Consider the following 24,470-nt stretch of genomic DNA (forward strand, 5'->3'; position numbering starts at 1 on the left):
AGGCGCAAGATTTTGCGCCTGTACTGATTTAGTTGATGGCATCGCCTCTAATACTTCTGTATTGTTTTCGGGCTTCCACAAAAAAGATGGAGTCCTGATGATTAAAGATAATTTGTTCATAAAATTCTTTAGCCTTTTCAGGTTGTTCTAAAGTCTTATTGTAAAGTTCAGCAAGATAAAAGAAAGCATTGTCTGCAAGAATGTCCTCGTTATGAAATTCGATGATTTCAAGGTAGTTTGAAACGGCCCTTTCATAGTTGCCTGTTAATTCATAAATTTTAGCCTGCAGAAATAAGGCTTCGTCTTCGATTGATTCTCCTTTGTGATTTTTAAGGATTTCATCAAGCGACAAAAGTGATTGACTGTATTTTTCTTGAAGTTTAAGCAGGTCTGCTTTTGCATATTTTTTAAGTGCAGTTTGCGTGGTATCCTCCAGAGAATTGTCACTAATAAGCAAACTTAACTCCATCGCATTGTTTGCTATGAGCTGTGAGGTTGATTTTTTAAGGATGTCCAATTGTGTTTTTGCCCACTCAAAATCGCCTTTAAAATAACTTGTTTTGGCAACTTTAAAGCGTGCTTCTTGTGCCAGAGGATCGTTTTTTATTTTGTTTTGAATTTGAGAATAGTAAATTAGAGCTTCATTGAACTTTTCATCAAAAACCAAAATATCTGCGAGTTCCATAAGCACTTTTGCTTCTTGATATCGGCTAAGATTTTCCTTGCTTAAAGATTTTAAATTTTGAATGGCAGTTTCTTTATCGTTGTTTTTAAAAGCTAAAAAACGGTTGTAATCAACCTGAAGCCCAAACGTTTTTGGGCCATCACCAAAGGTGGTTATCAGGTTGGTAAATTTTGTTTTTATTTCAGGATAGGTTTCTTTGGATGCAGTTCTTATTTCAATTTCCATCAAATATTGATAGCCTTCCAAACGGGTCATTTCTGAAGTGCTATTTTCAATAATAAATTCTAAAATTTCTTTCGAAATCACATAGTGTTCATCATCCATAGCAATAAGTGCCAAATCTAACATTTCAGTTAAACCATCAAAAGTACGTCGGTATATTGCTTTTTCCTGAGTAAAGGCCTTGTCATATTGTTTTTGCTGGACAAATAACCAACTCAATAGCTGGTTGTAAAATAAATCAGGATTGTTTTGTGAGCGTTTTAGCAATGCTTTTCGCAGTAGTTCATTGGCTTCATTTTGTGGGTCCTCGGTGACATATTGGCTAAAATTACGTTGTGCTATAACTAATACAGAGGGATTGCGCTCAATAATGTTTAAGTAGCTTTCAAACATTTTTTCAAGGAGCCCTTGTTCTCCGTAAAGCTTTGCCAGTCTGCTGTTATAATCAAGGGTTTCATCTAGTGACATCCCTTTTTCATAAGTTTCAATTGCGCGGTCGAGCAAACTGTATTTCTCAAAAGTATTGGCAATTGAAAATGTGATTTTTGGGTTTTCTTCGATGCTTTTAATAGCAATATTGAAAATGGAATCGGCAGTTTCAGTTTGGTTTTGTAGAAGGTGATTCCTTCCCAATTCAACGAAAAAAATAGGGTGATTTCGGGTAAACTTTAATCTTTCTTCAATCAATTTTTGAGCTTCCTCAAAGTTTTCCAATTGCTGTAGGGTATTGAGGTAAGATAAAAAATAGTCATTTCGGTTGGGCGTGTTTTCAAATAGCGCTTTGAAAATGGGTAATGCTTTATTAAAGTCGCCTCTGTCAAAATAATTTTTAGCCAGGTTTTCATTTTGTGAGAATGAAACCAGGGAAATACAAAATAGAAGTATGCAAAGGGTAATGCGCATTTTGATACTTTTTTGGTAAAGATAAGGAAATGAGTATTCATTACAATACTATAACGGGTTTTGTAGAAGATTAAAGATGGGGATATTTATAACTTCGAGAACTACCCTTCATTATTTATTAACAAAAAATTAACATAAAAAATTTGGATATATTTTATGGGGGGGGGGGTAAATTGCTGATTATAAAAATCTTGATTTCTATATTTTTTAAAAAAGTAGAAAAGCATTAACGTTTTTTTTAAAAACCAGTTTATTGTTTTTAATTACCACTACTATTCAGCTTTACAGAAAGCATCTCTCCCCTTTTTAGTAGTTGGTTTAGGTGAACAACATTTCAATTATTAACATCTAAATACCAACCCTTATGAGAAAATTAGCTTTTTGTATTGTTTTACTACTACCTTTTGTGTACATTTATTCACAAGACCTTGATTATTATTATGTTGAGTTTAAAGAAGGAGATGTCCCTCAAAATATTCAAAAAACTGTAAATACAGACCAAACCTTGACACTTAGTATGGACAATAGCAACCTTGCAGCGGCTTTTAATCAAAAGCCTATCTATACTTTTAAAAGAGCATTTCTATATAATTTAAATCCAGTTTTAGATAGAATTTATTTGGTTGGCATAACTACCGGAGTAACACTCCATGAGTTAACTAACAGAGTAGAGATAGAACGGTTAGAACAAGTTTTTTTCAATGAACAATTGACAGCAAATGTAGAACAGTTTACTATTTTACCCAATGATTATGATGATATTATCACAGGAGGAAGAAATACTGCACTGGATTTAATTAGAGCACCTTTAGCTTGGACAATCACTAGAGGTGAAGGTCAGGTGATGGGGTGGTCTGATGCTAAGATTTATGATCATGAAGATTTATCAGGTAAAGTAATATACGAGTTAAATATACCTCCTTATTCACAACAAGGTGACTTACAATTTACTCATGGGGCAGCTACAGCGGGAATGGCTGCTGCACATACAAACAATAATATAGGTATAGCGTCAGTAGCCCCCGACGCAACAATTGCTTCCTCTCCTGATATAGGTTTAGATAATATTGAGGCTCTTATTGAGACGTTTCCTGAGATTCGAGTCATTAATGCAAGTTGGGGTGGATGTAGTTCTATGCCCAGTCCTTCTCAAGCAATGAAATACCAAGACTTTTTAGACCAAGGTTATTTAGTAGTTGCTGTCGCTGGAAATGATACTTGTACTGAAGGCACCTTGTTTTATCCTGCCTCGTATGATGCTACTCTTGCAGTAACTACAGTTGGCCATAGAGTAGCCCCGACTTATTCTCACAATATAGTTGATGGTACAGGTACTATTCCCGGCTGGTTTAGGTCTTGGAAAGATGTATATCGATTTAGACCTGACATTGAAGGAAATATGAGTGGTCACAATTTAAGAGCCAACATAGATGTAACTGCACCCGGTCATTTACTAGTTGGATTAAACTTGGACATTTCAACAAATCCATTTGGGTCAGGTTATAATATAAAAACTGCCACATCTCCCACTGCTCCTCTAGTCACAGGCATTGCCGCTCTCGTTTTTGCCGCAAACCCCAATTTAACTGCACAACAAGCAAAAGACATTATCATCAATACCACAGATGAAATATACCACATCCCATGGAATGAACCTTTTATAGGACAATTAGGCTCAGGTAGAGTCAATGCCTATCGTGCTGTTTTGACGGCCAAATGTATGGATGATCCCAACTACATTGGCGAGCTGGATTTAATGGTGCGAAACTCTATGGTAGATTATGGATATGAACCGGATATCAATACCGAAGAGGTTTTTTGGAACAGTCAGGAAATGTGGGTGCGGCACAATTCCGGTGAAAGTTATATTGATGTGCATCAAAACCCGGAGTATGACCCTATAGAGCCCAATTATGTCAATGTGCGTGTTACCAATCGCAGTTGTATCACCTCATCAGGTAATGACACTCTTGAGCTTTATTGGGCAAAATCACACGCAGCACCCAGTATTTGGCCCGATTTGTGGGATGGATCCATGAGTATGAATGGTGTTACTTTAGGGGGTCAAATAGCAACAGTCTCTATACCAGAATTGACCCCCGGTAAAGAAGCCATACTTGAAATTCCTTGGTTGGTCCCCAATCCTGATGATTTTCAAAACATTGGAATCCAACCCTGGCACTTTTGTTTGGTGGCCAGAATTGTATCCAATGATGACCCTATGACCACTGTTGAAACTAGTAATCTTCCTCAAAATGTAATGAACAACAATAATATAGCCTGGAAAAACATGAATATTATTGACGTTGTTCCTAACACACCGGGAGTTGGAAGCATTACAGGTGTTGGTAATTTTTCCAATCAATCCAAGAGCTATAAACTTGTTTTAAAAGCAGACGAAAATGAGTCTGGTAGTCCAATTTATGAAGAAGCAGAAGTGGGTATTGAATTGGACGATGTACTGTTTGACGCTTGGGAAAGAGGCGGCAGGCAAGGCACAGGGTTTTTGGTGACATCAAATGCAAAGAAACTGATAGCTACTGACGATAATTTGACTTTGGACAATCTGCAATTTTTGGCTAACGAATTTGGAACCGCTTACCTCACTTTTAATTTTTTAACAAAAAAGTTAACTAACAAAAGGCTATTTACGTATCACGTGATCCAAAAAGATTATGGAACAAATGAAATGGTTGGCGGGGTTACTTATGAAATCAGGAAGCAACCAAGGGATGCTTTTATTGCCCAAGCCGGTGATGATGAAGAAATTGACCGAAGTGATAGCATCACCCTGCAAGCTGCAGATATCAATGAGGACGCCATCTATAATTGGTATGATGTGGATGGCAACTTGATTTATACCGGGACCAGCATTACGGTGTCCCCACAGTTTACACAACAATATAAGCTGGAAGTGATTTCAAACCTTGACGGTTTAAAAGATTATGATGAACTACAAGTAACTGTTAATCCTTATAAAATAGAAAGCTTGGTCCCTAACCCAGCCACCACAACAGTTACTGTCAATTACATTGCAGATGAAGCTACCTCTGCATACCTAATGGTGTTGCATCAAAACAGTGGCAACACAAGCAACTATATCATTGACACAGAAGAAAATTCACACACCATTGATCTCTCCGGTTTTGCTTCAGGGCTTTATTCCATAATTTTAGTCTGCGATGGCGAAATTCAAGGGTCCAAAAATTTATCTAAACAATAAAATTTAAAGTTATGAAAACGATATTTAGTTTAAAAAAAAATCTTATAAAATTATTTACTTTACTTTGCTTGCTTCCATCCTTTGGATCTTTTGCCCCAGAAGTATTTCATGGGTTTGGGCAAAGAGTCAATGCTCAAACTATTGAAATTTTATTAAACTCTGAATGGTATTTAGCAGAGTCAAATGTGAATGGTGTTTCAATTTCTCTTGAAAACTCTGGTGTTCCAATTTTTCATTCCCCTCACAATGAGAATTTTTTTCTACATTATTATGGGGTTAGTTGTTTTGAATCTTTTGAAGTCACTTACACTGATGTGACTGAGACTAGTTTTAATTTAAGCACTATTATTGAATATGTTTCCTGCAATTATACTGACCCTGATGAAATTGCAGCGGTGGAGCTATATCTAAGTTTTTATTTTGAGTTGCCTTTTAATACAAACAGCACTCCCAGAAATCCATTTTCTTATGAATGGGTTGATGGTGGTTTTCCAGTTGATGATTTAATCATTACAAATCCGGAAGGTGACTGGCTGTTATATCGAACAGCCTTTCTCTCAACACCCACTTTTCATCAAAACAGTTTTGCATTATATCCCAACCCTGTCAATGAAACTTTGCAAATAAACAATACTTCTAACCAAGTAGTTGCAGCTTCTCTATATGACTTAAACGGTAAACTATTGCAAAGCCACTCCCTTGAAAACAGTGTTTCACCCATCAATGTAAGCGCATTAACACATGGCTTGTATTTTGTGGTGTTGGTAAATGAGCAAGGCGATAGGGTGAGTAAAAAGTTTATAAAAAATTAATTTGTAAGCAACCTTTTCAAGGTCCTAAACCCTGAGGGTTAAATACTAACTAATCAATCAAACTAAACCCACAATAAGGCACCAATACTTCCGGAATTTTTATGCCCTCAGTGGTTTGGTAGTTTTCTAGAATGCCTGCCAAAACTCGGGGAAGCGCCAATGCGCTGCCGTTCAGAGTATGAGCCAGTTGATTTTTGTTGTTTTCATCTTTAAAACGCAGTTTCAATCGGTTGGCCTGAAAGGTTTCAAAATTGGACACCGATGAAATTTCCAGCCAGCGATCCTGAGCGGTAGAAAATACCTCAAAATCATAGGTCAGGACAGAGGTAAAGCCCAAATCGCCCCCACAAAGTCTTAAAACACGGTAGGGCAATTGGAGTTCGTTGAGTATTTCTTTCACGTGTTCTACCATTCCATCCAATGCATTATGTGAATTTGATGGGTGCTCAATTCTTACAATTTCCACTTTATCAAACTGATGCAAGCGATTTAATCCGCGCACGTGGGCACCATAACTTCCGGCTTCTCTTCTGAAGCAAGGTGTGTAACCCGTGCACAAAATGGGGAGGTCTTTGGCCTGAAGGATCTCGTCGCGAAACATATTGGTCACCGGCACTTCAGCAGTGGGGATGAGATAAAGGTTGTCTTCAGTAACGTGGTACATTTGCCCTTCTTTATCGGGAAGTTGACCCGTACCAAAGCCTGATGCCTCATTGACCATAAGCGGCACCTGATATTCGGTATAACCGGCGGCTGTGTTTTTATCGAGAAAGTAGCTGATCAAAGCGCGTTGTAATCTCGCACCTTTTCCTTTATAGACCGGAAAACCGGCTCCGGTGATTTTATTGCCCAGTTCAAAATCGATGATGTCATATTTTTTAGCGAGTTCCCAGTGGGGGAGTGCGCCTTCAGCCAATTTGGGAATTTCGCCTGCGCGAAAAACTTCTTCGTTGTCGTCCTCACTACTTCCTGCAGGAACTAAATTATTGGGAATATTGGGTATGTTGTATAACAGCTGTTGCAATTGTTCAACCGCAGCGTTTAATTCTTCCTGAAGGGTTTTGGTTTCTTCTTTGTATTGAGTGGTTTTTTCTTTTAGGGCATTGGCTTTTTGGCTGTTACCATTTTTAAATAGAATCCCGATTTCTTTGGAGATTTTATTGGACTCAGCCAGGATGTTATCCAGTTTGGCCTGGGTACTTCTTCTGAGTTCATCAGTTTGCAGGACTTCCTCAAAAAGCGGTGTAGCATCGATGTTTCTTTTTTTCAATGCGGTTATAAAAGCATCTTTATTATCGCGTATGTCTGTTACTTGTAGCATAGTAGTGGTTTGAAAGGGCAAAGTTAATTAATTAACTGTTAATGAGCAGTTGATTTTCAGAAGAAAAAAGAGGTTTTATAATCCCTCCGGCGCGGGTAAAATCCAGGTGTGGTGTTTGAAATAATACCATTTTTCAGCCCCAAGATCGACCGTGGGGTTTATAAAAGGTGTCAACGGGCGATTGTTTACACTCATTTTAGCATCAAAATAAACCGCGACATCTTTGCCCTGAGAAGCATATAGTTTTTTGAGGCGTTGTGCATATTGCCACATATAGTCTGGTTTTGTTGCCAGACCTCTGCGTTGTTTTGTGGTGAGATCGCTGTAAATATTAACGCGGGTTTCTTCACCTGTTTTTTTGTCTTTTACGGTGACTTTTACTGTACCGGACTTGGTGCGTAACATCATTCGCCAACTGAGTCGATGTCCTTCTTCAGTCCACAATACATTGTCTTCAATCGCCCAATGACGCAGCGGTAATGCAATTTGAATAATAAAATATATCGAAAACAGTGATATGAGTGTTTTTTTATAGGCAGGAACAATCACTTCCTTTTTGTCATAAAACTCTTTTTTAGGCAAAAAGCGTTTTTGAATCGTTTTTGGTGTAAAGAAAAACAAGGCAAAAGCGATCGACATATACGGGAAAATTCCAATCTGAAACACAATGGAATTGAATAAGTGAAAAAATATTGAAATGACAAACCCAAGCATTCGCGTCCGTTTCCAAAGTAAAAGAGGGACTATCAGTAGGTCAAAGAGGATTCCGGTATAGGCAATTGACCAATGAACCCAAGTTTGCTGTAAGATGTCACCAATTAGCCAGTAATTGGCTTTCCCGCTCATTAATATTTGTGCCATGGAGGCATCTAACCAGTCAGGGTATAGTTTTGCCACTGAAGCATAAGTATAAACAATCCACACCTGAAAGATAATAACTAATGCACACCAGCGCGGCATGGAGGGTTTTTTGATTTCCGGGTTGAATTTAGCGTCCAGTGAAAACCATCGGTTTGCAGGTAGTATGCTCATAAAACCAAGCAACAAAAGCATCAGGTAATAGTGATTGTTGTAAGCCGATTTTTGCATAAAATAAACTCCTGCCCACATCACTAAGTAGCCAAACGTCGCCAGACGGTATTTATACCCTAGCATTACCATCAGGCCAAAGACACCCATCAAAGCAAAATAATAGTACATTCCGTCACCAGGTAAGGGTTGTAACCAGGGAAAGTCTATGAATGAAAATGTGAATTGTGGTTCAATAAGTACTCTTTTAACCCAGCCGGTGGCAATGGCGCCAAAGGCCTCCAGTGTGATTAATAACCCAAAAACAACCCTAAAGATGATCAGTCCGCTGTTATCAATGTGTTTAAAAAGAAATTTATTGAACATGGGTTTTGATGTATTTTCGGGCGATAGCCTCATCGCTTTTTATGGCTTGTTGCAACGACTTCATTGAGTCAAAGGTTTCTTCATCCCTTATTTTTGTGAGCAATTCAATTTCAAGCTGTTTTCCGTAAAGATCTTTATCGGTATTTAGGAAATAGGTTTCAATAGTCCTAGAAGTTCCTCCCACAGTTGGGTTTGTGCCAATACTCATCAGGCCAAATGTATTGTTGCCGTCAAGCAATGATTTTACAACATATACGCCATTTTTTGGTATGAGCTTATAGTTCTCTTTTATTTGGAGATTGGCAGTTGGAAAATTAATTGTTTTTCCAATGCCTTTTCCTTTCACAACTGTTCCAGTCAGCATAAACGGGTAGCCCAAATAGCTGTTAGCAGTTTCCAGGTCGCCTTTGTCCAATGCACGTCTTATTTTGGTTGAACTCACAGCTACATCGTCTAGTTCCTGCGCTGATATTTCTTCAACTTCGAAGCCAAATTTGTTTCCAAAACGTTTTAAATCATCAATATTGGCGGTTCGGTTATGGCCAAAGCGATGGTCATAACCAATGATGATTTTTTTTACATTGAGGCTGTCCACTAAAATAGTTTTCACATACGTTTCCGCCGAAAGGTTTGAAAATTCTTTTGTGAAAGGATGAATGATGAGGTGGTCGAGATTGGTTTTTGAAAAAATAGCTACGCGTTCATCAATGGTGTTGATGAGCTTGATGTCACTGTCTTTTTGCAATACCATTCGCGGATGTGGAAAAAAAGTAAGGATAACTGAGTCGAGACTCAGACGATTTGCTTCGAAAGTGAGCTTTTTTAGAATTTCCTTGTGGCCCACATGCACACCGTCAAAAGTGCCAATCGTAACAATAGTGGGTTTGCCGATCTTAAAATTTTCTATAGAATGGTGGACTTGCACAGGCTGTTATTTTCCGTTAAAAGAATTCATAGTGTTTGTAATTCCTGCCAAAGCGAAAGATTTAATCACTTCAACAGATTGTTCCAGTCGCTCGCTAAGTTGAGTTTCTTCTTCAGGTTCCCATTCACCCAATACAAAGTCTATCTGATTTCTTCTGCCAAATTCGTTGTCTATACCAAACCGAAACCGGTTGTAATTGGTGGTGCCCAGCTGAAGCTGGATGTCTTTAAGTCCATTATGTCCACCATCGCTGCCTTTGGTTTTTATTCTTATCGTTCCAAATGGCAGGTTCAAGTCATCTGTGATAATCAGTAAGTTTTCAATCGGAATTTTTTCTTTTTGTAACCAGTAAAGCACTGCTTTTCCACTCAAATTCATATAAGTGGACGGTTTTAACAATAGCAAACTGCGGCCTTTGATTTTGTATGTAGTGATGTCGCCAAGTTTGGCAGGTTCAAAAATCAGGTTTTCGTTTTGTGCCAGGCGATCGAGAATTTTAAAGCCAATATTGTGACGTGTGTTTTCATATTTTGGGCCGATATTTCCTAAACCAACAATAAGAAATTTCTTCATAGGGTTATCTTCTTCAAGAGTGGTACTTTTCTTTTTTGCTATTAAGCGTCCAAAAAATGTGAGCATTTGTTTTTTTGTAAAAATATAAAAAAAAACATCCCGAAACTTAAGCCGGGATGTTTTCAATTAATCTACTATTGGGAACAGTTACTATTCCGATGCCGGGGTTTCTTCAGTGTTTCCACCTTCAGCTGAAGCAGTTTCGCCTTCAGCACCTTCTTCATCTTCATCTTCTTCATCTTCTACATCATCAATGGCTACACGTGAAGTTCTCACTTGCGCTACCACTGTGTTGTCAGGATGCATGATCATAACATTTTCTATTGGAAGTTGCGTAACATAAAGTTTGCTGCCAATTTTAAGCTCTGTAATATCAGCTTCGATAAAGTCAGGCAGGTCTCCCGGCAATCCTTTAACTTTTAGTTTTCTTTTTGGAACACGTAAAACACCCCCATTTTTAACTCCTCTTGAGTTTCCAACAATTTTTACAGGAATATTCATAGTGATTTCTTTATCATCAAAAATTTGATAAAAATCAATGTGAATAATTCTGTCGGTTACCGGGTGAAATTGAATGTCCTGAAGAACGGCATTTACTTTTTCACCGTTTTCGAGTGCAATTACAACTGTGTGTACATCCGGAGTGTACACCAAGTCTTTAAATGCAATTTCGTCAGCTGAAAAGTGAATTGGGTTGTCTCCTCCGTATACTACGCAAGGAACCTTTTCAGCATTACGTAGGGCTTTGGTCGCTACCTTGCCCACGCTTTCTCTTTTAGATCCGTTGATTGTAATTGATTTCATTTATTTTATTTTGTTTTAAAGGTTAGAAGGGACGCCCTTTGATTCATCTTTCCTTTAAATTTTTATAATTTAGTTTTGGGCGTTACATTAAAAATTTTGAACTGATCGACCTGTTTGTGTTGACTCTTATCATAACATCTGCTACCAGTTTTGAGCAGGTGAGTACTCTTATTTTTTTACTGTCCTGTTTTAACGGAATTGAATCTGTTACAATCAACTCCTCCAGTTTTGAATTTTCTATTTTTTCATATGCATTTCCTGAAAGAATAGCATGTGTACAAATTGCCCTAACACTCAAAGCACCTCGTTCCATCATTACATCGGCAGCTTTGGTAAGTGTTCCGGCGGTATCTACCATATCGTCCACCAAGACTACATTTTTTCCTGTAACATCACCAATGAGCTCCATATGAGAAATCACATTGGCTTTTTCGCGTTGTTTGTAACAAATCACTACATCGCTTTCCAAAAATTTAGAGTAGGCATAAGCTCTTTTTGAACCACCCATATCGGGTGAAGCAATGGTAAGGTTTTCCAACTTTAAGCCTCTCAAATAAGGTAAAAATACGGTGGAAGCAAACAAGTGATCGACCGGTTTTTCAAAGAAGCCTTGAATTTGATCTGCATGTAAATCCATCGTGATGATGCGTGTGGCGCCGGCCGTTTCAAGCATTTTGGCAACCAGTTTTGCCGCGATGGGCACTCTGGGTTTATCTTTTCTGTCTTGTCTGGCCCACCCAAAGTAAGGTAATACAGCCGTCACGTGTCTTGCTGAGGCTCTTTTGGCAGCATCAATCATCAAAAGCATTTCCATCAGGTTATCGCTATTGGGAAATGTTGAGCCTATAATAAAAACCCGGCTACCTCTCACAGATTCTTCGAAGGAAGGTTGAAACTCCCCGTCACTGTAGTGTGATGTAATCACGTTGCCTAATGGCATGCCAAAAGCTTCGGCAATTTTTTCGGCGAGCACGATACTTTGTGAACACGCAAAAATCTTAGGTTCGGGAGTTGGAATAGCCATTGTTAAGTGGTTGTAAAATAGGGTTTTGCTTTCTCTTAGTTTTAAAGAGGTGCAAATTTATAAAATATTTTTAACCAATGAAGTATTATTACTTGTTATTTACTATGAAAATGCAAATTATTTTTTAATTTTGTCGTTCTAAATTGCTCAAGTGGCGGAATTGGTAGACGCGCTGGATTCAAAATCCAGTTCTTTCGGGAGTGTGGGTTCGATTCCCACCTTGAGTACAAAGCCTCAACATCTGTTGGGGCTTTTTTATTGTTTTTAATTATAAAATGATATTACTTATCTAAAAATGCTAATAATTCAGCACATTTACTAACTTTGGTTTTTATACTTAATCCCCAACACAATGACTGAATTCTGGTTTTACTTTAAAACGGGCCTTGACCACGTGATCAACTGGCAGAATTACGCCCACATTCTTTTTATAATTTTACTATCAGTTGCCTATCAATTCAATGCTTGGAAGCGATTGCTCCTTTTAATTTCACTTTTTACACTGGGGCACTTTTTAGCTGTTTTGATGGTTTCATATGGCGTTGTGAAAGTGAGTTTGGGAATGGTTGGTTTTCTTATTGCTGTAGTGATTATTTTTACTTCTTTGTTTAATATTTTTACTGCCGGAAAGGAAAAACGACGTGAAAAAATGGGCTTACTGTTTGCTCTTTCTTTGTTTTTGGGACTTTTAAGAGGATTGGAATTTGCTCCACAATTTTTAAATACCATCGGTCAAAAAAACAAATTGTTACCATTACTGGAAATTGAATTGGGTGTAGAATCTGCACAACTTATAGTGGCTCTGATTGTCCTGGTATTAGGAGCAATTGTTCAAATAATATTTAGGTTTAACAAGCGCGATTGGGTGCTGGTAATTTCATCAATAATTTTAGGACTATCAATACCAATGCTTTTTAACAGCTGGAATTTTTAAAGCATTTATACTCCAATATTTAACGAATCATTCATAATTAAAACGTCGATAAAATTTTATCTTCGCAGCATACTTTTTGGAATACATGTCAAACAAAAAACAATTGAAATATGATATTGCCTATATGCGAATGGCATCTGAGTGGGCAAAATTATCACACTGCAAACGAAAGCAGGTTGGCGCTTTAATAGTCAAAGACAAAATGATTATTTCTGATGGCTACAACGGCACTCCTTCGGGATTTGAAAATTTTTGTGAAGATGAGGAAGGCTACACAAAATGGTATGTGTTGCATGCAGAGGCCAACGCAATTTTAAAAGTGGCGTCATCTGCTCAATCAAGCAAAGGAGCAACACTTTATATCACGATGTCTCCTTGTAAAGAATGCAGTAAACTCATTCACCAGGCCGGTATTACAAGGGTGGTCTATCATATAGAATACAAAGACAATTCCGGTCTTGATTTTCTTAAAAAAGCAGGTGTGATTTTAGATCATTTGAAATCTGTTGATACTATAAACAGTTAAATTATAAATTTGAAAGTAGCTTCTAAATACATTCCGCTGCTGATTGGTGTTGCTGTTGCAGCCGGTGTTTTTATTGGTTCAAAACTAAATTTTGGAGATTCTACTGAAAAAATATTTGCAACTAATTCAAAAAAAGATAAGCTAAACAGGCTCATAGATTACATTGATTTTGAATATGTTGACCAAATCAATACCGATAGCATTGTTGATGTAACTGTAAACGGAATCCTTAAAAACCTTGACCCACATTCGGTGTATATTCCCGGAAGCGATTATGAATCTATTGCAGAAGACATGCGTGGAAAATTTGTGGGCATTGGAGTGAGCTTTTATATTTATAATGATACAGTTTCGGTAATATCGACCATTGATGGAGGGCCGGCAGAAAAAGTGGGAATTCTGCCCGGAGACCGCATACTGTATGCCAATCAAAAACCGCTGTATGGTGAATTCAGCGTTCGGGATTCAATAACCACATCTTTACGCGGAAAATTAAATTCAAAAGTAGAGCTTACTGTGTTTCGCAGAAGCGAAAACAGGAAGATTGACTTTAAGCTTACAAGAAAAGAAGTTGCCCTAAGAAGTGTGGATGCCGGGTATAAAATCAATGATAGTTTAGGTTATATAAAAGTAAATCGCTTTGCTGAAACCACCTATGACGAATTTGAAGAAACACTCAAAAAGCTAGTTAAGTCAGGAATTCAATCGCTTGTGCTGGATTTGAGAAACAACCCCGGAGGCTATGTGTTTGCAGCAGAGCGCATGCTGGATGATTTTTTAGAAAAAGGAACATTGATTCTAAAGACTAAAAACAAATCGGGGGTCATTGAAAACACAATAACCAGGCGCAACGGACTTTTTGAGGAAGGAAAAATTTATGTTTTGGTAAATGAAAATACTGCCTCTGCCAGTGAAATAGTAGCAGGAGCCTTGCAAGACAATGACAAGGGCGTTATTATTGGAAGACGGACTTACGGAAAAGGTCTGGTGCAACGCGAAATGTCATTGGGAGACGGCAGCGCTGTTAGGCTTACTGTAGCAAGGTATTATACTCCCACCGGAAGGTCTATTCAACGACCTTATATAAACGGCGACAGAAGTTATTTCAGAGATTATCAACAGCGTTATGAAAATGGGGAATTGGTGAGTATAGACAGCATTTCGGTAAATGATAGTTTGCGCTTTGTCACACCTAAAGGCAAGGTGGTATATGGAGGCGGAGGTATTTTGCCCGATGTTTTTATTCCCAAAGATTTAAGTGAAGAAAACGAGATTATAAACTACCTGTCACAATCGGGTCTAATGAATTATTTTGTTTTTGAAGAGCTGGATAAAAACAGAACCCAATTTGATGCTTATGACGCTGAATTGTTTTATGAAGAATATAAGATTTCCGAAACGCTTTTTGATGAGTTTATAGACTATTCGCGTCTTGGTGATAGTGAGTTTCAGTTTAGCGGCTATGAAAATTTATTGAAAAAGCATTTGAAAGCCACGATTGCTGAACAATTATTTGGAGGGGATTATTATCAAAAAATAATCAACCAAAACGACCCAATGATTGAAAAAGTGCTGGAGTTTGAAAACAACGAAGAATAATTAAAACTACTTTCGCTCTTTAACTTTCTTTTCGATTTTTTGTGAAATGTGTAAAATAGCTAAAAGCAAAAGAACACAAATACAAGCTACAACGCCAATAATGGCAATGATACTTGTTTTTTCGGTAATATTTGAAAAATCAATCATTGTCACATTGTAGACCAATAATGCCAAAGCAATGACTGAAAGTAATATTTTAAAGTACTTCATTATAAATTCATTTTATTGAAAAAGCCCCATAACATTTGAGGCAAATAGTTTGACGGCTATAGCCAACAAAATTACACCAAATATTTTTCTTACCACATTGATGCCGTTTTTGCCAAACATACGCTCAATTTTCCCGGAAGATTTTAAAACGCCATAAACAAAAATAGCGTTTAACATGATGGCAATTATAATGTTGATTACTTGATATTCAGCTCTAAGAGAAAGGATTGTTGTTAATGTACCCGCCCCTGCAATTAAAGGAAATGCAATGGGAACGATTGATGCAGTTTCGGGACTGTCATCGCGATACAACCTGATGCCCAATATCATTTCTATAGCGAGGAAGAAAATTATTAACGCTCCGGCAACGGCAAAAGAGTTTACATCAATACCAATAAGATTCAGCATTTCTTTTCCCACAAACAGGAACACAATCATCAAAATTGTGGCTACAATCGAAGCTTTTTCACTTTGAATGTGACCCACTTTTTTTCGTAAATCAACAATAATTGGTATGCTACCAATTATATCAATAACGGCAAAAAGTACCATTGTTGCGCTTAAAGCTTCTTTCCAATCAAAACTCCACATTGTTTATTTCTTAAAAGATTAATATAATGTTTTTTGAGCGTGCAAAATTAGCTATAAAACAACTCTTAATGGATATAAATTAGCGAATATTTTCCTAAACTTTTAGTGGTTAAAGTTGGTCGTTTTTTTAGAGTAGAAAATAAGTATCTTTGCCCCCATGTTTCAAATAGGAAAAACAATCGTTTCAGAAGATCTTGTTGAGAAAGATTTTGTGTGCAATCTTGGAGCTTGTAAGGGTGAGTGTTGTGTAGCCGGAGAAGCTGGCGCACCATTGGAAGCAGATGAGGTTGATATTTTAAAAGCAATATATAGAGATGTAAAACCCTTTCTGCGACCTGAAGGAATTGCTGCCATTGAAAAGCAAGGAACTCATATCGAAACAGACAAAGGAGCTCTTGAGACACCATTGGTGGACGGTGCAGAATGTGTCTATGTAACTTTTACTGATAAAGGGATTGCCAGTTGTGGGATTGAAGATGCTTACAATGCAGGCAAAATCGATTTTAGAAAACCCATTTCTTGCCATTTATATCCGGTAAGGATTCAAAATTACAGTTCGTTTTCAGCGGTGAACTATCACAAGTGGCCCATTTGTGATGATGCCTGTTCTTTAGGTAAAGAACTGCAGGTGCCTGTCTATAAATTTGTGAAGGATGCATTGATTAGGAAATATGGCACACATTGGTATAGTGAACTTGAAAAGGTGGCCTTACAAATCAAAAATACACTTTAATCAAAAGAAAATTGCACTTCTGTGCCAAAAGGATTACCCTCTTTATCTTTTAGGTCATTAATTTTAAAGGAATAATTAAGTTTATGTTTTTGGTTGAAAAAAGAGATGCGTTCTTCAGTCATTTTTAAGCCCACAGATTCCTTTTTAAATGATTTTTTTTTCTTGAGTGAAAATGAAGCATCACGACCTACACCATTGTCAATAAGTGACACTTTAACTTTATTATCTTGTTTATAGACTTTTATAGTAATTCTTTTTTCTTTTTTGCTTAACATCAGCCCATGCCAAATAGCATTCTCTACAAAAGGCTGCAAAATTAATGGAGGCACTTTAATAATTGAAAATGAAATATCGGGTTCGGTTTCAATGGATACTTGAATGGAATCATCAAACCGAATGTTTTCTATGCTTAAATAAAGAGAAATTAATTCTAGTTCTTCTTCCAGGCTGTGGCTCTCAATGCGTGAGCTTTCCAATATTTTTCTGATTAATTTTGAGAACTTGTTAAGATAATATACAGCCTTTTCTTTATTGTTTTCAATTAGAAAAACCTTAATTGAATTGAGAGCATTAAATATAAAATGCGGATTCATTTGGCTTTGAAGAGAAACCAGGTGTAAATGATTTAATTCTTTTTCAAAACCTACTTTTACAAAGTTTAATTTTTCTTCTTCAGCTTTCTTTTGAGTTTTTATCAACTCATTTGCTTGTTTTTTTAATTTGTTTTCAAGTTCCTGCCCATATCGTTCTTTAAGCAGTTGATTTTCTATTTGCTCTGCAATGATTTTCTCTTGTACATTGATTTTTTCATCATAGATCAACTTAATTTTATATCCTAAGCCAAACATAAAGACCAGCGATTCAAGCAGTATTCCAATAAAAAAGTAAATGAGGGGTTCAGGCTCAGTTTGCATAACTGTTTTATAAAGAGCCATATAGGCAAAGATGTTATAGAACAGGATTCCTGTGATGATGAAAAAGCCTAGTTTTTTTGGTGTTTTATAGGCAAAATAAAATGCAAATACCGTGATTATTAATAAAAACGGAATGAATATATATATGAAAAATGGGCGTAATAAATTTACGTTTTCAACGAAAACATCGACTGTAAAAATCACAAAAGCCAGCGATAAACTCACTAATAAAAAATTTGTAAAAATTCGCTTCATTTTAGGAAAGTGAATTTTCATATCCAGAAAATGCATATAAAAAAACACCAGAAACGTAATGTAAATATTTTGTGATAACCAATTGTAGTGATGAAAGGGGGTTCCCCAAACATATTGATAAACCAGATCCTGAAAAAAAGGTGTTTTTAAAAGAATGTAGCTAAGAAGGAAAAGATTGTACAAACCATAATAAAGAAACTCTTTTTGTTTTGATTGAAAATAAATGGTAATACAAAACAAAAAGTAAATAATTGATGTTGAAAATACCAAACACCAAAGTAAAATATATAGCAGGGAATAGTCCAATTATATCTTATCTAAAAATGAGTTTTTCTTATTACGGGAAACAGGCAATTTTTTTTGATTGCTCAACACCACATAGCCATCTGCTTTAAGGTATTCTTTTACTTTCTCCAAGTTTATTAGAAAAGAATTGTGAATTCGATAAAAGTGTGTTTCAGGAAGAATCTCTTCAATTTCCTTCAGTTTTTTAGTAACAAACAACTTCTCTTTGTTTTCAAGATAAATATGACAATAATTTCCGTCACTTTCACAATAAATAATTTCATCAGGCTTAAAAAACAACAATTTCCCGTCTACAGAAAGTGCAATTTTTTTTGAAGCTCCGTTGTTTGTAATGTTTAAAATTCCCTCTACAAGCGAGTCATTGAGACTGTTGACTTTTTTTTCGGCTTTTATTTTTGCTATGGTTTGGGTTAAATCATCTTTATCAATTGGCTTGAGCAAATAGTCAAGTGCCCTTTCTTTGATGGCGTTTATGGCATATTGATCATAAGCGGTGGTAAACACAACCGAAAATTTTCTGTCTGGGAAGTGTTCTAAAAAATGGAAACCATCCATTTCGGGCATTTCAATATCCAGAAAGACACAATCAATCGTGTTGTTTTTCAAAAAAGAAATAGCCTCTTTTGGATTCGTAAAAGTAGCAGAAACATTTATTTCATCAGAAAAGTTTGTGAGTTCCCACTCTAAACCTGTTATCGATTTTGGTTCATCATCAATTAGAATAACATTAAGCATTGTTTAGGGAATTTTACGCCAAAATATGAAAATACAACTATTTACTAATTAAAATTGTATGAATGTATCATAATGTTGTATAAATGTTAAATTTTATGCCGGATTTTTATTAGTGCATTCGTTTAATTATAAATGCTAAATTACCTTTAATGAAATAAAATTGACTATCTATAAAGATTTCTAAACCAGTTAAATATATTCTACTTAGTATTTATAGGTTTTTGATAAACTTTGTAGAATACAAATAAAAATCAGTTCAGTTATGAAAACACATTATGTACTTCTCTCCATTGTCTGCGCTTTTTTCCTGAGTGCTGATTTGAATGCACAATTTCTAAAGAAATTAAGTAAGAAAGTAGAAAATAAAGTAGAAAATACGGTAATTAACAAGACATCAGACAAGGCGGGAAAAGAAACCGGAAAGGCTGTAGATAAAGTGCTGGAGCCAGAAACTGACAATAAAAAAGCAAAGAATGAAAGAAAGGCATCTAAAAAATCCTCTTCCAAAAACATGCCTTCCAGTTATGAATTTGAGTATCAGTATCAAATGACTATGACAACTTCACAGGGAAAGATGAATTTAGATTATTTTCTAAAACCAGGAGCATCTTATTTAGGTTTAAAAATGAATCAAGGAGTAGATATGTTTATGGTCATGGATGGTGATTCAAACACAAACTATATGTTTATGAATTCCGGTGGAACTAAAATAGCAACTGCAACCTCATTGAATGGAAATGATATCATCAATTCAGCAAACGATGAAAATGATTATACCATTACAGACCTTCCTCCTAAGAAAATATTAGGGTATAATTGTCTTGGTAAACAAATGGAAAATGATGAATACCTCATTAAAATGTACTACACCACTGAAGCCGATGTGAGTTTTAATGATGTTTTTAAATCGAGCAATGATCAAATTCCGGACGCCATGAAGGCTCATTTCAACTCAGATGAGGGTGCATTAATGATGTATATGGATATGGTTGATAAAAAGAATAAAGGAAAAAGAAACGCTTCTTCAACGATGGAGTGCACACTTTTAAAATCAACAGATTTTACATTCAAGACATCTGGTTATCAAGTGATGTAATGAGATGTTAAATTGATAAAAAATCTTTATTGATAATTGTAAGTTAGCCTAAGAAGGAGGAAATTAAAAAAATGTTCCTCCTTCTTTTTTAATAAAAGAAAAATAGTAATTTAGATACAATTAATACAAACCAAAAACGAATATGAAAAATCTGCTTTTAATTTTTATTTCTTTGTTAATATTCTCTGCCTGCAAAGACAACCCTGTAGTTAAAAAAGCAAAAGAAGCTAAAGACAATGTTGTAAACACAAACAATATTATCAAGGAGTCCACAAAAATGCAAGATGACATTAAAAAACTTTCCGAAACAACCCCTCTGACAAATGATGAAATGAAAAGCTGGCTGCCTGAAGATGTTGATGGAATGAAAAGAACAGCATTCAAAACAGGAGCGATGGGCATGATGAACATTGCCTCAGTTGAAGCGACCTATGCTACTGAAGAAAAAGATAAATCTTTTAAAATTGAAGTTATTGACGGAGCCGGTGAAATGGGAGCAATGTCAACTGCAGGTTTAAGAATGGCTTTTTCAACAGACTTTGAAGAGGAAGATGAGTTTAAATCAAGAAAAACTGTTACTAAAAATGAAGTAAAAGCAATTGAAGAATATGATAAAAGAAGAAACAAAGCAGTCATTCAATTAATGCACGACAACCGTTTTTATGTAAAAGCCACTGGCGAAAACATGGATATCGATACCCTTTGGGGTTTAATTGATGAAATGGATGTTGAAAACTTATAAAATTCAATCTAAAATGTAAAAAAAGCCGTCAAATCGACGGCTTTTTTTGTGGGTCAAAGCTTGTTTTTAAAACGAATAGAATCAGGCTCAACACCCATAGATTAAGGGCTTCTAAAGAGAATGAAGCGGGTGTTAATATCCTCAATAAAAAATTTATAAAATATTGAAATACAGATGTATAAACTTCAATTTTAACAAAACATCATGAACTGTTAAAATTCCAAATGTTGAAAACTTTGTTGACAACGTTTGTGAAATACCCTTTCAAAATCAACTGTGTTTTTCCATATTTGTTAGTCCCGATTCGCATCAAAAAATAGTTTTTTTAAAACCACAAAATACAGAAATGAAATTATGAATGCAGTAGAGCCCATTTTAACCGATAATCCAGGACGATTTGTTATATTTCCAATTCAACACCATGACATTTGGGAGTGGTATAAAAAAAGTGAAGCCAGTTTTTGGACAGCAGAAGAAATTGATCTTCATCAGGACATGACAGACTGGAACAACAAGTTGAATGACGATGAGCGCTACTTCATAAAACACATTTTGGCATTTTTTGCAGCTTCAGATGGAATTGTAAATGAAAATCTGGCTGAAAACTTTGTGAACGAAGTGCAGTATCCAGAAGCTAAATTCTTCTATGGTTTTCAGATAATGATGGAAAACATCCATTCTGAAACCTATTCACTTTTGATTGATACATATGTTAAGGACGAGGTAGAAAAAGACAAACTGTTTAATGCCATCGAAAATTTCCCCGCGATCAAGAAAAAAGCAGATTGGGCTTTAAAGTGGATTGAGTCTGACTCCTTTGCTGAGCGACTCATTGCTTTTGCAGCCGTTGAAGGTATTTTCTTTTCAGGAGCATTCTGCTCAATTTTCTGGTTAAAAAAACGTGGTTTAATGCCGGGACTTACCTTCTCTAATGAATTAATTTCCCGTGATGAAGGTGTACATTGCGACTTTGCCGTGCACTTACATAACCATCACCTCAAAAATAAAGTGTCCAAGGAGCGTATTCGTGAAATTATTATAGATGCTTTGGATATTGAACGTGAGTTTATTACAGAGTCCCTTCCGGCAAGCCTTATCGGTATGAACTCCAAACTTATGACCCAATATTTGGAATTTGTAACAGACAGATTGCTGATAGAACTTGAATGTGAAAAAGAATACAATGTCTCAAACCCATTTGACTTTATGGAGATGATTTCACTTCAAGGAAAAACAAACTTCTTTGAAAAACGCGTCTCTGAATACCAAAAAGCAGGGGTGACAAATAAGGACAAGGAGACCAATAAAATTAGCTTTGACGAAGACTTTTAGAAGCTAACCAAGGACAAAAAAGATAACATTAAATAGAGAATAGATGCGTTTTTTAAAGAAGCGCAGCAGAATATTTTTCTCAAAAAATTAACCTCCCAACTAAAGCGATTATATTATGTATGTAGTAAAAAGAGACGGCCGAAAAGAACCCGTAATGTTTGATAAAATTACGTCACGGGTCAAAAAAATGTGCTATGGTTTAAATGAGCACGTTGATCCTGTGAAAGTTGCAATGCGTGTTATTGAAGGACTTTATGATGGCGTGACCACTTCAGAGCTTGATAATTTGGCGGCAGAAATTGCAGCCACCCTCACCATTTCACACCCTGATTATGCAAAACTGGCAGCACGTATTTCAGTTTCAAACCTACACAAGAATACCAAGAAAACATTTTCTGAAGTAATGACAGACCTCTATGAATATGTCAATCCAAGAACCGGAAAAAAGGCCCCAATGGTAAGTGATGAGGTGTATGAGGTGATTCAAAAAAATGCAGATGAACTCAACTCTGCAATCATTTATAATCGCGATTTTAATTATGATTACTTTGGATTTAAGACACTGGAGCGTTCTTACTTGTTAAAAATAAATGGCAATGTTGCTGAAAGACCACAACACATGCTAATGAGGGTTTCAATAGGGATTCATCTTAACGATCTTGAAGCCGCCAAGGAAACTTATGAGTTGATGTCTAAAAAATTCTTTACGCACGCTACACCAACGCTTTTCAATTCAGGAACACCAAAACCACAAATGTCCTCTTGTTTCTTATTAACAATGAAAGATGACAGCATCGATGGTATTTATGATACATTAAAACAAACAGCAAAGATATCACAATCTGCGGGAGGTATCGGGTTGTCAATTCACAATATCAGAGCAACTGGTTCTTACATCGCCGGTACAAACGGAACTTCAAACGGCATTGTTCCTATGTTACGTGTTTTTAACGATACAGCGCGCTATGTTGACCAGGGAGGTGGAAAGCGAAAAGGTTCTTTCGCTATTTATGTAGAGCCTTGGCACGCCGATATTTTTGATTTTCTTGACCTGAAGAAAAACCACGGTAAAGAAGAAATGCGTGCCCGAGATTTATTTTATGCTATGTGGATCCCTGATTTGTTTATGAAACGTGTTCAGGAAGACTCAACGTGGACCTTAATGTGCCCCAATGAGTGCCCCGGACTTTATGACTGCCATAGTGAGGAATTTGAAGCAAAATATTTAGCTTTTGAAGAAGCTGGAAAAGGCCGAAAAACAATCAAAGCAAGAGAACTGTGGGAGAAAATTTTGGAATCACAAATCGAAACCGGAACCCCATACATGCTTTATAAAGATGCCGCAAACCGAAAATCAAACCAAAAAAACCTTGGGACTATACGCTCTTCAAACCTTTGTACAGAGATTATGGAATACACTTCTCCCGATGAGGTTGCTGTTTGTAATCTGGCTTCTATTGCCTTGCCAATGTTTATTAAAAATGGCGAATTTGACCACAAAGAATTATTCAAGGTTACAAAGCGTGTCACCAAGAACTTAAACAAAGTAATAGACAGAAACTACTATCCAGTAAAAGAAGCAGAAAACTCCAATATGCGACACCGTCCAATAGGATTGGGGGTACAAGGTCTTGCAGATGCTTTTATCCTATTGCGACTGCCTTTTACCAGTGATGAAGCAAAAAAATTAAATCAGGAAATTTTTGAAACCTTATACTTTGCTGCAGTTACAGCATCGGTGGAAGAAGCAAAAATAGAAGGCCCTTATCAATCTTATAAAGGTTCTCCCATTTCACAAGGTGAATTCCAACACAACCTTTGGGGAATAAAAGATGAAGAGCTCAGTGGACGATGGGACTGGGGAAAACTGCGTAAAGAAGTTAAAAAACACGGTGTGAGAAATTCGCTTTTGGTTGCACCAATGCCCACTGCATCCACTTCACAAATTCTCGGAAACAACGAAGCTTTTGAACCTTACACTTCAAACATTTATACCCGAAGAGTCCTTTCAGGAGAGTTTATTGTTGTAAACAAGCACTTGCTTGAAGACTTGGTTGAACTAGGTCTTTGGAATGAAGATCTGAAGCAGGAAGTGATGCGTGCAAATGGTTCCATTCAACATATAGAAGAAATTCCAGAGGATCTAAAAGAACTTTACAAAACAGTTTGGGAGTTGAGTATGAAAGATATTATAGATATGTCTCGTCACAGAGGGTATTTTATAGATCAATCACAATCCCTTAACCTGTTTATGGAAAATGCCAATATGGCTAAATTGACATCTATGCACTTCTATGCCTGGAAAAGTGGCTTAAAAACAGGGATGTATTATTTGAGAACAAAGTCTGCTGTTGATGCAATTAAGTTTACACTAAATAACGAAAAGAAAGCAGCACCCCAACCAAAAGAAGCAGTTGTGAAAGGTGTAAATGGCGTAAATGAAAAACCAATGAGTCCACAGGAACTCAGAGAGTTGTTAGCTAAATCAAAAACTTCAGATGAAGACGACGACTGCCTGATGTGTGGATCGTAAATTTTAGTTTTGAGTGTTTATAATGAAAAAAGGATGGTGTAAATTTTACACCATCCTTTTTATTTTTTAAGTTGTTA

The 24,470-nt window shown here is 36.4% G+C and carries 21 protein-coding genes and 1 tRNA gene; 11 read left to right on the forward strand and 11 right to left on the reverse strand.

The features are described from left to right. Positions 1-28: 28 nt before the first annotated feature. Positions 29-1,810, reverse strand: coding sequence for a tetratricopeptide repeat protein (locus IEV69_RS01515; RefSeq protein ID WP_188438758.1), 1,782 nt, complete (start codon positions 1,808-1,810; stop codon positions 29-31). Positions 1,811-2,174: 364 nt separating this feature from the next. Between IEV69_RS01515 and IEV69_RS01520 the strand changes: the two genes are divergently transcribed. Both IEV69_RS01520 and IEV69_RS01525 read left to right on the forward strand, forming a co-directional pair. Beyond that, positions 2,175-5,033 carry a S8 family serine peptidase gene (locus tag IEV69_RS01520; RefSeq protein ID WP_188438760.1) on the forward strand — a complete coding sequence of 953 codons (2,859 nt, stop codon included), beginning with the start codon at positions 2,175-2,177 and terminating at the stop codon, positions 5,031-5,033. A gap of 11 nt (positions 5,034-5,044) precedes the next feature. Then, positions 5,045-5,845, forward strand: a complete 801-nt coding sequence (locus IEV69_RS01525) for a T9SS type A sorting domain-containing protein (protein WP_188438762.1) — start codon at positions 5,045-5,047, stop codon at positions 5,843-5,845. A gap of 49 nt (positions 5,846-5,894) precedes the next feature. Here IEV69_RS01525 and serS read toward each other — a convergent pair whose 3' ends face one another. From serS to IEV69_RS01555, 6 genes are all read right to left on the reverse strand, one after another. Further along, the gene (gene serS / locus IEV69_RS01530) at positions 5,895-7,166 is read right to left on the reverse strand and encodes a serine--tRNA ligase (protein WP_188438764.1); all 1,272 of its coding nucleotides are present in this window, start codon (positions 7,164-7,166) and stop codon (positions 5,895-5,897) included. Positions 7,167-7,241: 75 nt separating this feature from the next. Then, positions 7,242-8,561 carry an HTTM domain-containing protein gene (locus IEV69_RS01535; protein ID WP_188439013.1) on the reverse strand — a complete coding sequence of 440 codons (1,320 nt, stop codon included), beginning with the start codon at positions 8,559-8,561 and terminating at the stop codon, positions 7,242-7,244. Then, positions 8,551-9,486 (reverse strand): bifunctional riboflavin kinase/FAD synthetase, encoded by a 936-nt coding sequence (locus IEV69_RS01540; RefSeq protein ID WP_188438767.1) that lies wholly within the window; start codon positions 9,484-9,486, stop codon positions 8,551-8,553. The genes IEV69_RS01535 and IEV69_RS01540 overlap by 11 nt, the downstream gene beginning before the upstream one ends. A gap of 6 nt (positions 9,487-9,492) precedes the next feature. Further along, positions 9,493-10,125, reverse strand: a complete 633-nt coding sequence (gene pth / locus IEV69_RS01545) for an aminoacyl-tRNA hydrolase (protein WP_188438769.1) — start codon at positions 10,123-10,125, stop codon at positions 9,493-9,495. Between the two features lie 84 nt (positions 10,126-10,209). After that, complete coding sequence (locus tag IEV69_RS01550) at positions 10,210-10,863, reverse strand: 50S ribosomal protein L25/general stress protein Ctc (protein WP_188438771.1); 654 nt, start codon at positions 10,861-10,863, stop codon at positions 10,210-10,212. A gap of 82 nt (positions 10,864-10,945) precedes the next feature. Next, positions 10,946-11,887 (reverse strand): ribose-phosphate pyrophosphokinase, encoded by a 942-nt coding sequence (locus IEV69_RS01555; protein WP_188438773.1) that lies wholly within the window; start codon positions 11,885-11,887, stop codon positions 10,946-10,948. A gap of 145 nt (positions 11,888-12,032) precedes the next feature. Between IEV69_RS01555 and IEV69_RS01560 the strand changes: the two genes are divergently transcribed. The 4 genes from IEV69_RS01560 (at position 12,033) to IEV69_RS01575 (ending at position 14,946) form a co-directional block, all read left to right on the forward strand. Next, a tRNA-Leu gene (locus IEV69_RS01560) sits at positions 12,033-12,114 on the forward strand. Positions 12,115-12,239: 125 nt separating this feature from the next. Then, positions 12,240-12,821: a HupE/UreJ family protein gene (locus IEV69_RS01565; protein ID WP_188438775.1), complete on the forward strand. Its 582-nt coding sequence runs from the start codon at positions 12,240-12,242 to the stop codon at positions 12,819-12,821. A gap of 85 nt (positions 12,822-12,906) precedes the next feature. Beyond that, positions 12,907-13,347, forward strand: a complete 441-nt coding sequence (locus tag IEV69_RS01570; protein ID WP_188438777.1) for a deoxycytidylate deaminase — start codon at positions 12,907-12,909, stop codon at positions 13,345-13,347. A gap of 9 nt (positions 13,348-13,356) precedes the next feature. Beyond that, positions 13,357-14,946, forward strand: coding sequence for a S41 family peptidase (locus IEV69_RS01575; RefSeq protein ID WP_188438779.1), 1,590 nt, complete (start codon positions 13,357-13,359; stop codon positions 14,944-14,946). Positions 14,947-14,952: 6 nt separating this feature from the next. On the opposite strand, the gene IEV69_RS01580 is transcribed toward IEV69_RS01575, so the two are convergent. Continuing rightward, positions 14,953-15,156 carry a hypothetical protein gene (locus tag IEV69_RS01580; protein ID WP_188438780.1) on the reverse strand — a complete coding sequence of 68 codons (204 nt, stop codon included), beginning with the start codon at positions 15,154-15,156 and terminating at the stop codon, positions 14,953-14,955. A 12-nt stretch (positions 15,157-15,168) separates the two neighbouring features. Continuing rightward, a complete protein-coding gene (locus tag IEV69_RS01585) occupies positions 15,169-15,747 on the reverse strand; it encodes a MarC family protein (protein WP_188438782.1) in 579 nt (192 codons plus the stop codon). A gap of 157 nt (positions 15,748-15,904) precedes the next feature. On the opposite strand from IEV69_RS01585, the gene IEV69_RS01590 reads away from it, so the two are divergent. Beyond that, entirely contained in the window at positions 15,905-16,480 is a 576-nt protein-coding gene (locus tag IEV69_RS01590; protein ID WP_188438784.1) for a DUF3109 family protein, read from the forward strand. Here the strand turns inward: IEV69_RS01590 and IEV69_RS01595 are convergent. After that, positions 16,477-17,955 (reverse strand): sensor histidine kinase, encoded by a 1,479-nt coding sequence (locus IEV69_RS01595; RefSeq protein ID WP_188438786.1) that lies wholly within the window; start codon positions 17,953-17,955, stop codon positions 16,477-16,479. The genes IEV69_RS01590 and IEV69_RS01595 overlap by 4 nt on opposite strands. Then, positions 17,956-18,690 carry a LytR/AlgR family response regulator transcription factor gene (locus IEV69_RS01600; protein ID WP_188438787.1) on the reverse strand — a complete coding sequence of 245 codons (735 nt, stop codon included), beginning with the start codon at positions 18,688-18,690 and terminating at the stop codon, positions 17,956-17,958. A gap of 262 nt (positions 18,691-18,952) precedes the next feature. Between IEV69_RS01600 and IEV69_RS01605 the strand changes: the two genes are divergently transcribed. The 4 genes from IEV69_RS01605 to IEV69_RS01620 all read left to right on the forward strand — a co-directional run bounded on the left by IEV69_RS01605 (position 18,953) and on the right by IEV69_RS01620 (position 24,393). Beyond that, positions 18,953-19,786, forward strand: a complete 834-nt coding sequence (locus tag IEV69_RS01605) for a DUF4412 domain-containing protein (RefSeq protein ID WP_188438789.1) — start codon at positions 18,953-18,955, stop codon at positions 19,784-19,786. A gap of 142 nt (positions 19,787-19,928) precedes the next feature. Next, positions 19,929-20,528 (forward strand): hypothetical protein, encoded by a 600-nt coding sequence (locus IEV69_RS01610; protein WP_188438791.1) that lies wholly within the window; start codon positions 19,929-19,931, stop codon positions 20,526-20,528. 354 nt (positions 20,529-20,882) lie between these two features. Continuing rightward, positions 20,883-21,860 (forward strand): ribonucleotide-diphosphate reductase subunit beta, encoded by a 978-nt coding sequence (locus tag IEV69_RS01615; protein WP_188438793.1) that lies wholly within the window; start codon positions 20,883-20,885, stop codon positions 21,858-21,860. A 115-nt stretch (positions 21,861-21,975) separates the two neighbouring features. Beyond that, positions 21,976-24,393 (forward strand): ribonucleoside-diphosphate reductase subunit alpha, encoded by a 2,418-nt coding sequence (locus tag IEV69_RS01620; protein ID WP_188438795.1) that lies wholly within the window; start codon positions 21,976-21,978, stop codon positions 24,391-24,393. The last annotated feature ends 77 nt before the right edge of the window (positions 24,394-24,470 follow it).

The sequence above is a fragment of the Planktosalinus lacus genome, from assembly GCF_014640155.1.
In the GTDB taxonomy this organism is placed as follows: Bacteria; Bacteroidota; Bacteroidia; order Flavobacteriales; family Flavobacteriaceae; genus Planktosalinus; species Planktosalinus lacus.

What these genes read in the sequence shown, in the direction of transcription:
- IEV69_RS01555 (WP_188438773.1), bottom strand. Translation starts at nt 11,887, where the DNA reads ATGGCTATTCCAACTCCCGAACCTAAGATTTTTGCGTGTTCACAAAGT.
- IEV69_RS01610 (WP_188438791.1), top strand. Translation starts at nt 19,929, where the DNA reads ATGAAAAATCTGCTTTTAATTTTTATTTCTTTGTTAATATTCTCTGCC.
- IEV69_RS01525 (WP_188438762.1), top strand. Translation starts at nt 5,045, where the DNA reads ATGAAAACGATATTTAGTTTAAAAAAAAATCTTATAAAATTATTTACT.
- IEV69_RS01580 (WP_188438780.1), bottom strand. Translation starts at nt 15,156, where the DNA reads ATGAAGTACTTTAAAATATTACTTTCAGTCATTGCTTTGGCATTATTG.
- IEV69_RS01570 (WP_188438777.1), top strand. Translation starts at nt 12,907, where the DNA reads ATGTCAAACAAAAAACAATTGAAATATGATATTGCCTATATGCGAATG.
- pth (WP_188438769.1), bottom strand. Translation starts at nt 10,125, where the DNA reads ATGCTCACATTTTTTGGACGCTTAATAGCAAAAAAGAAAAGTACCACT.
- IEV69_RS01605 (WP_188438789.1), top strand. Translation starts at nt 18,953, where the DNA reads ATGAAAACACATTATGTACTTCTCTCCATTGTCTGCGCTTTTTTCCTG.
- IEV69_RS01535 (WP_188439013.1), bottom strand. Translation starts at nt 8,561, where the DNA reads ATGTTCAATAAATTTCTTTTTAAACACATTGATAACAGCGGACTGATC.
- IEV69_RS01620 (WP_188438795.1), top strand. Translation starts at nt 21,976, where the DNA reads ATGTATGTAGTAAAAAGAGACGGCCGAAAAGAACCCGTAATGTTTGAT.
- IEV69_RS01615 (WP_188438793.1), top strand. Translation starts at nt 20,883, where the DNA reads ATGAATGCAGTAGAGCCCATTTTAACCGATAATCCAGGACGATTTGTT.
- serS (WP_188438764.1), bottom strand. Translation starts at nt 7,166, where the DNA reads ATGCTACAAGTAACAGACATACGCGATAATAAAGATGCTTTTATAACC.
- IEV69_RS01565 (WP_188438775.1), top strand. Translation starts at nt 12,240, where the DNA reads ATGACTGAATTCTGGTTTTACTTTAAAACGGGCCTTGACCACGTGATC.
- IEV69_RS01590 (WP_188438784.1), top strand. Translation starts at nt 15,905, where the DNA reads ATGTTTCAAATAGGAAAAACAATCGTTTCAGAAGATCTTGTTGAGAAA.
- IEV69_RS01585 (WP_188438782.1), bottom strand. Translation starts at nt 15,747, where the DNA reads ATGTGGAGTTTTGATTGGAAAGAAGCTTTAAGCGCAACAATGGTACTT.
- IEV69_RS01550 (WP_188438771.1), bottom strand. Translation starts at nt 10,863, where the DNA reads ATGAAATCAATTACAATCAACGGATCTAAAAGAGAAAGCGTGGGCAAG.
- IEV69_RS01515 (WP_188438758.1), bottom strand. Translation starts at nt 1,810, where the DNA reads ATGCGCATTACCCTTTGCATACTTCTATTTTGTATTTCCCTGGTTTCA.
- IEV69_RS01600 (WP_188438787.1), bottom strand. Translation starts at nt 18,690, where the DNA reads ATGCTTAATGTTATTCTAATTGATGATGAACCAAAATCGATAACAGGT.
- IEV69_RS01520 (WP_188438760.1), top strand. Translation starts at nt 2,175, where the DNA reads ATGAGAAAATTAGCTTTTTGTATTGTTTTACTACTACCTTTTGTGTAC.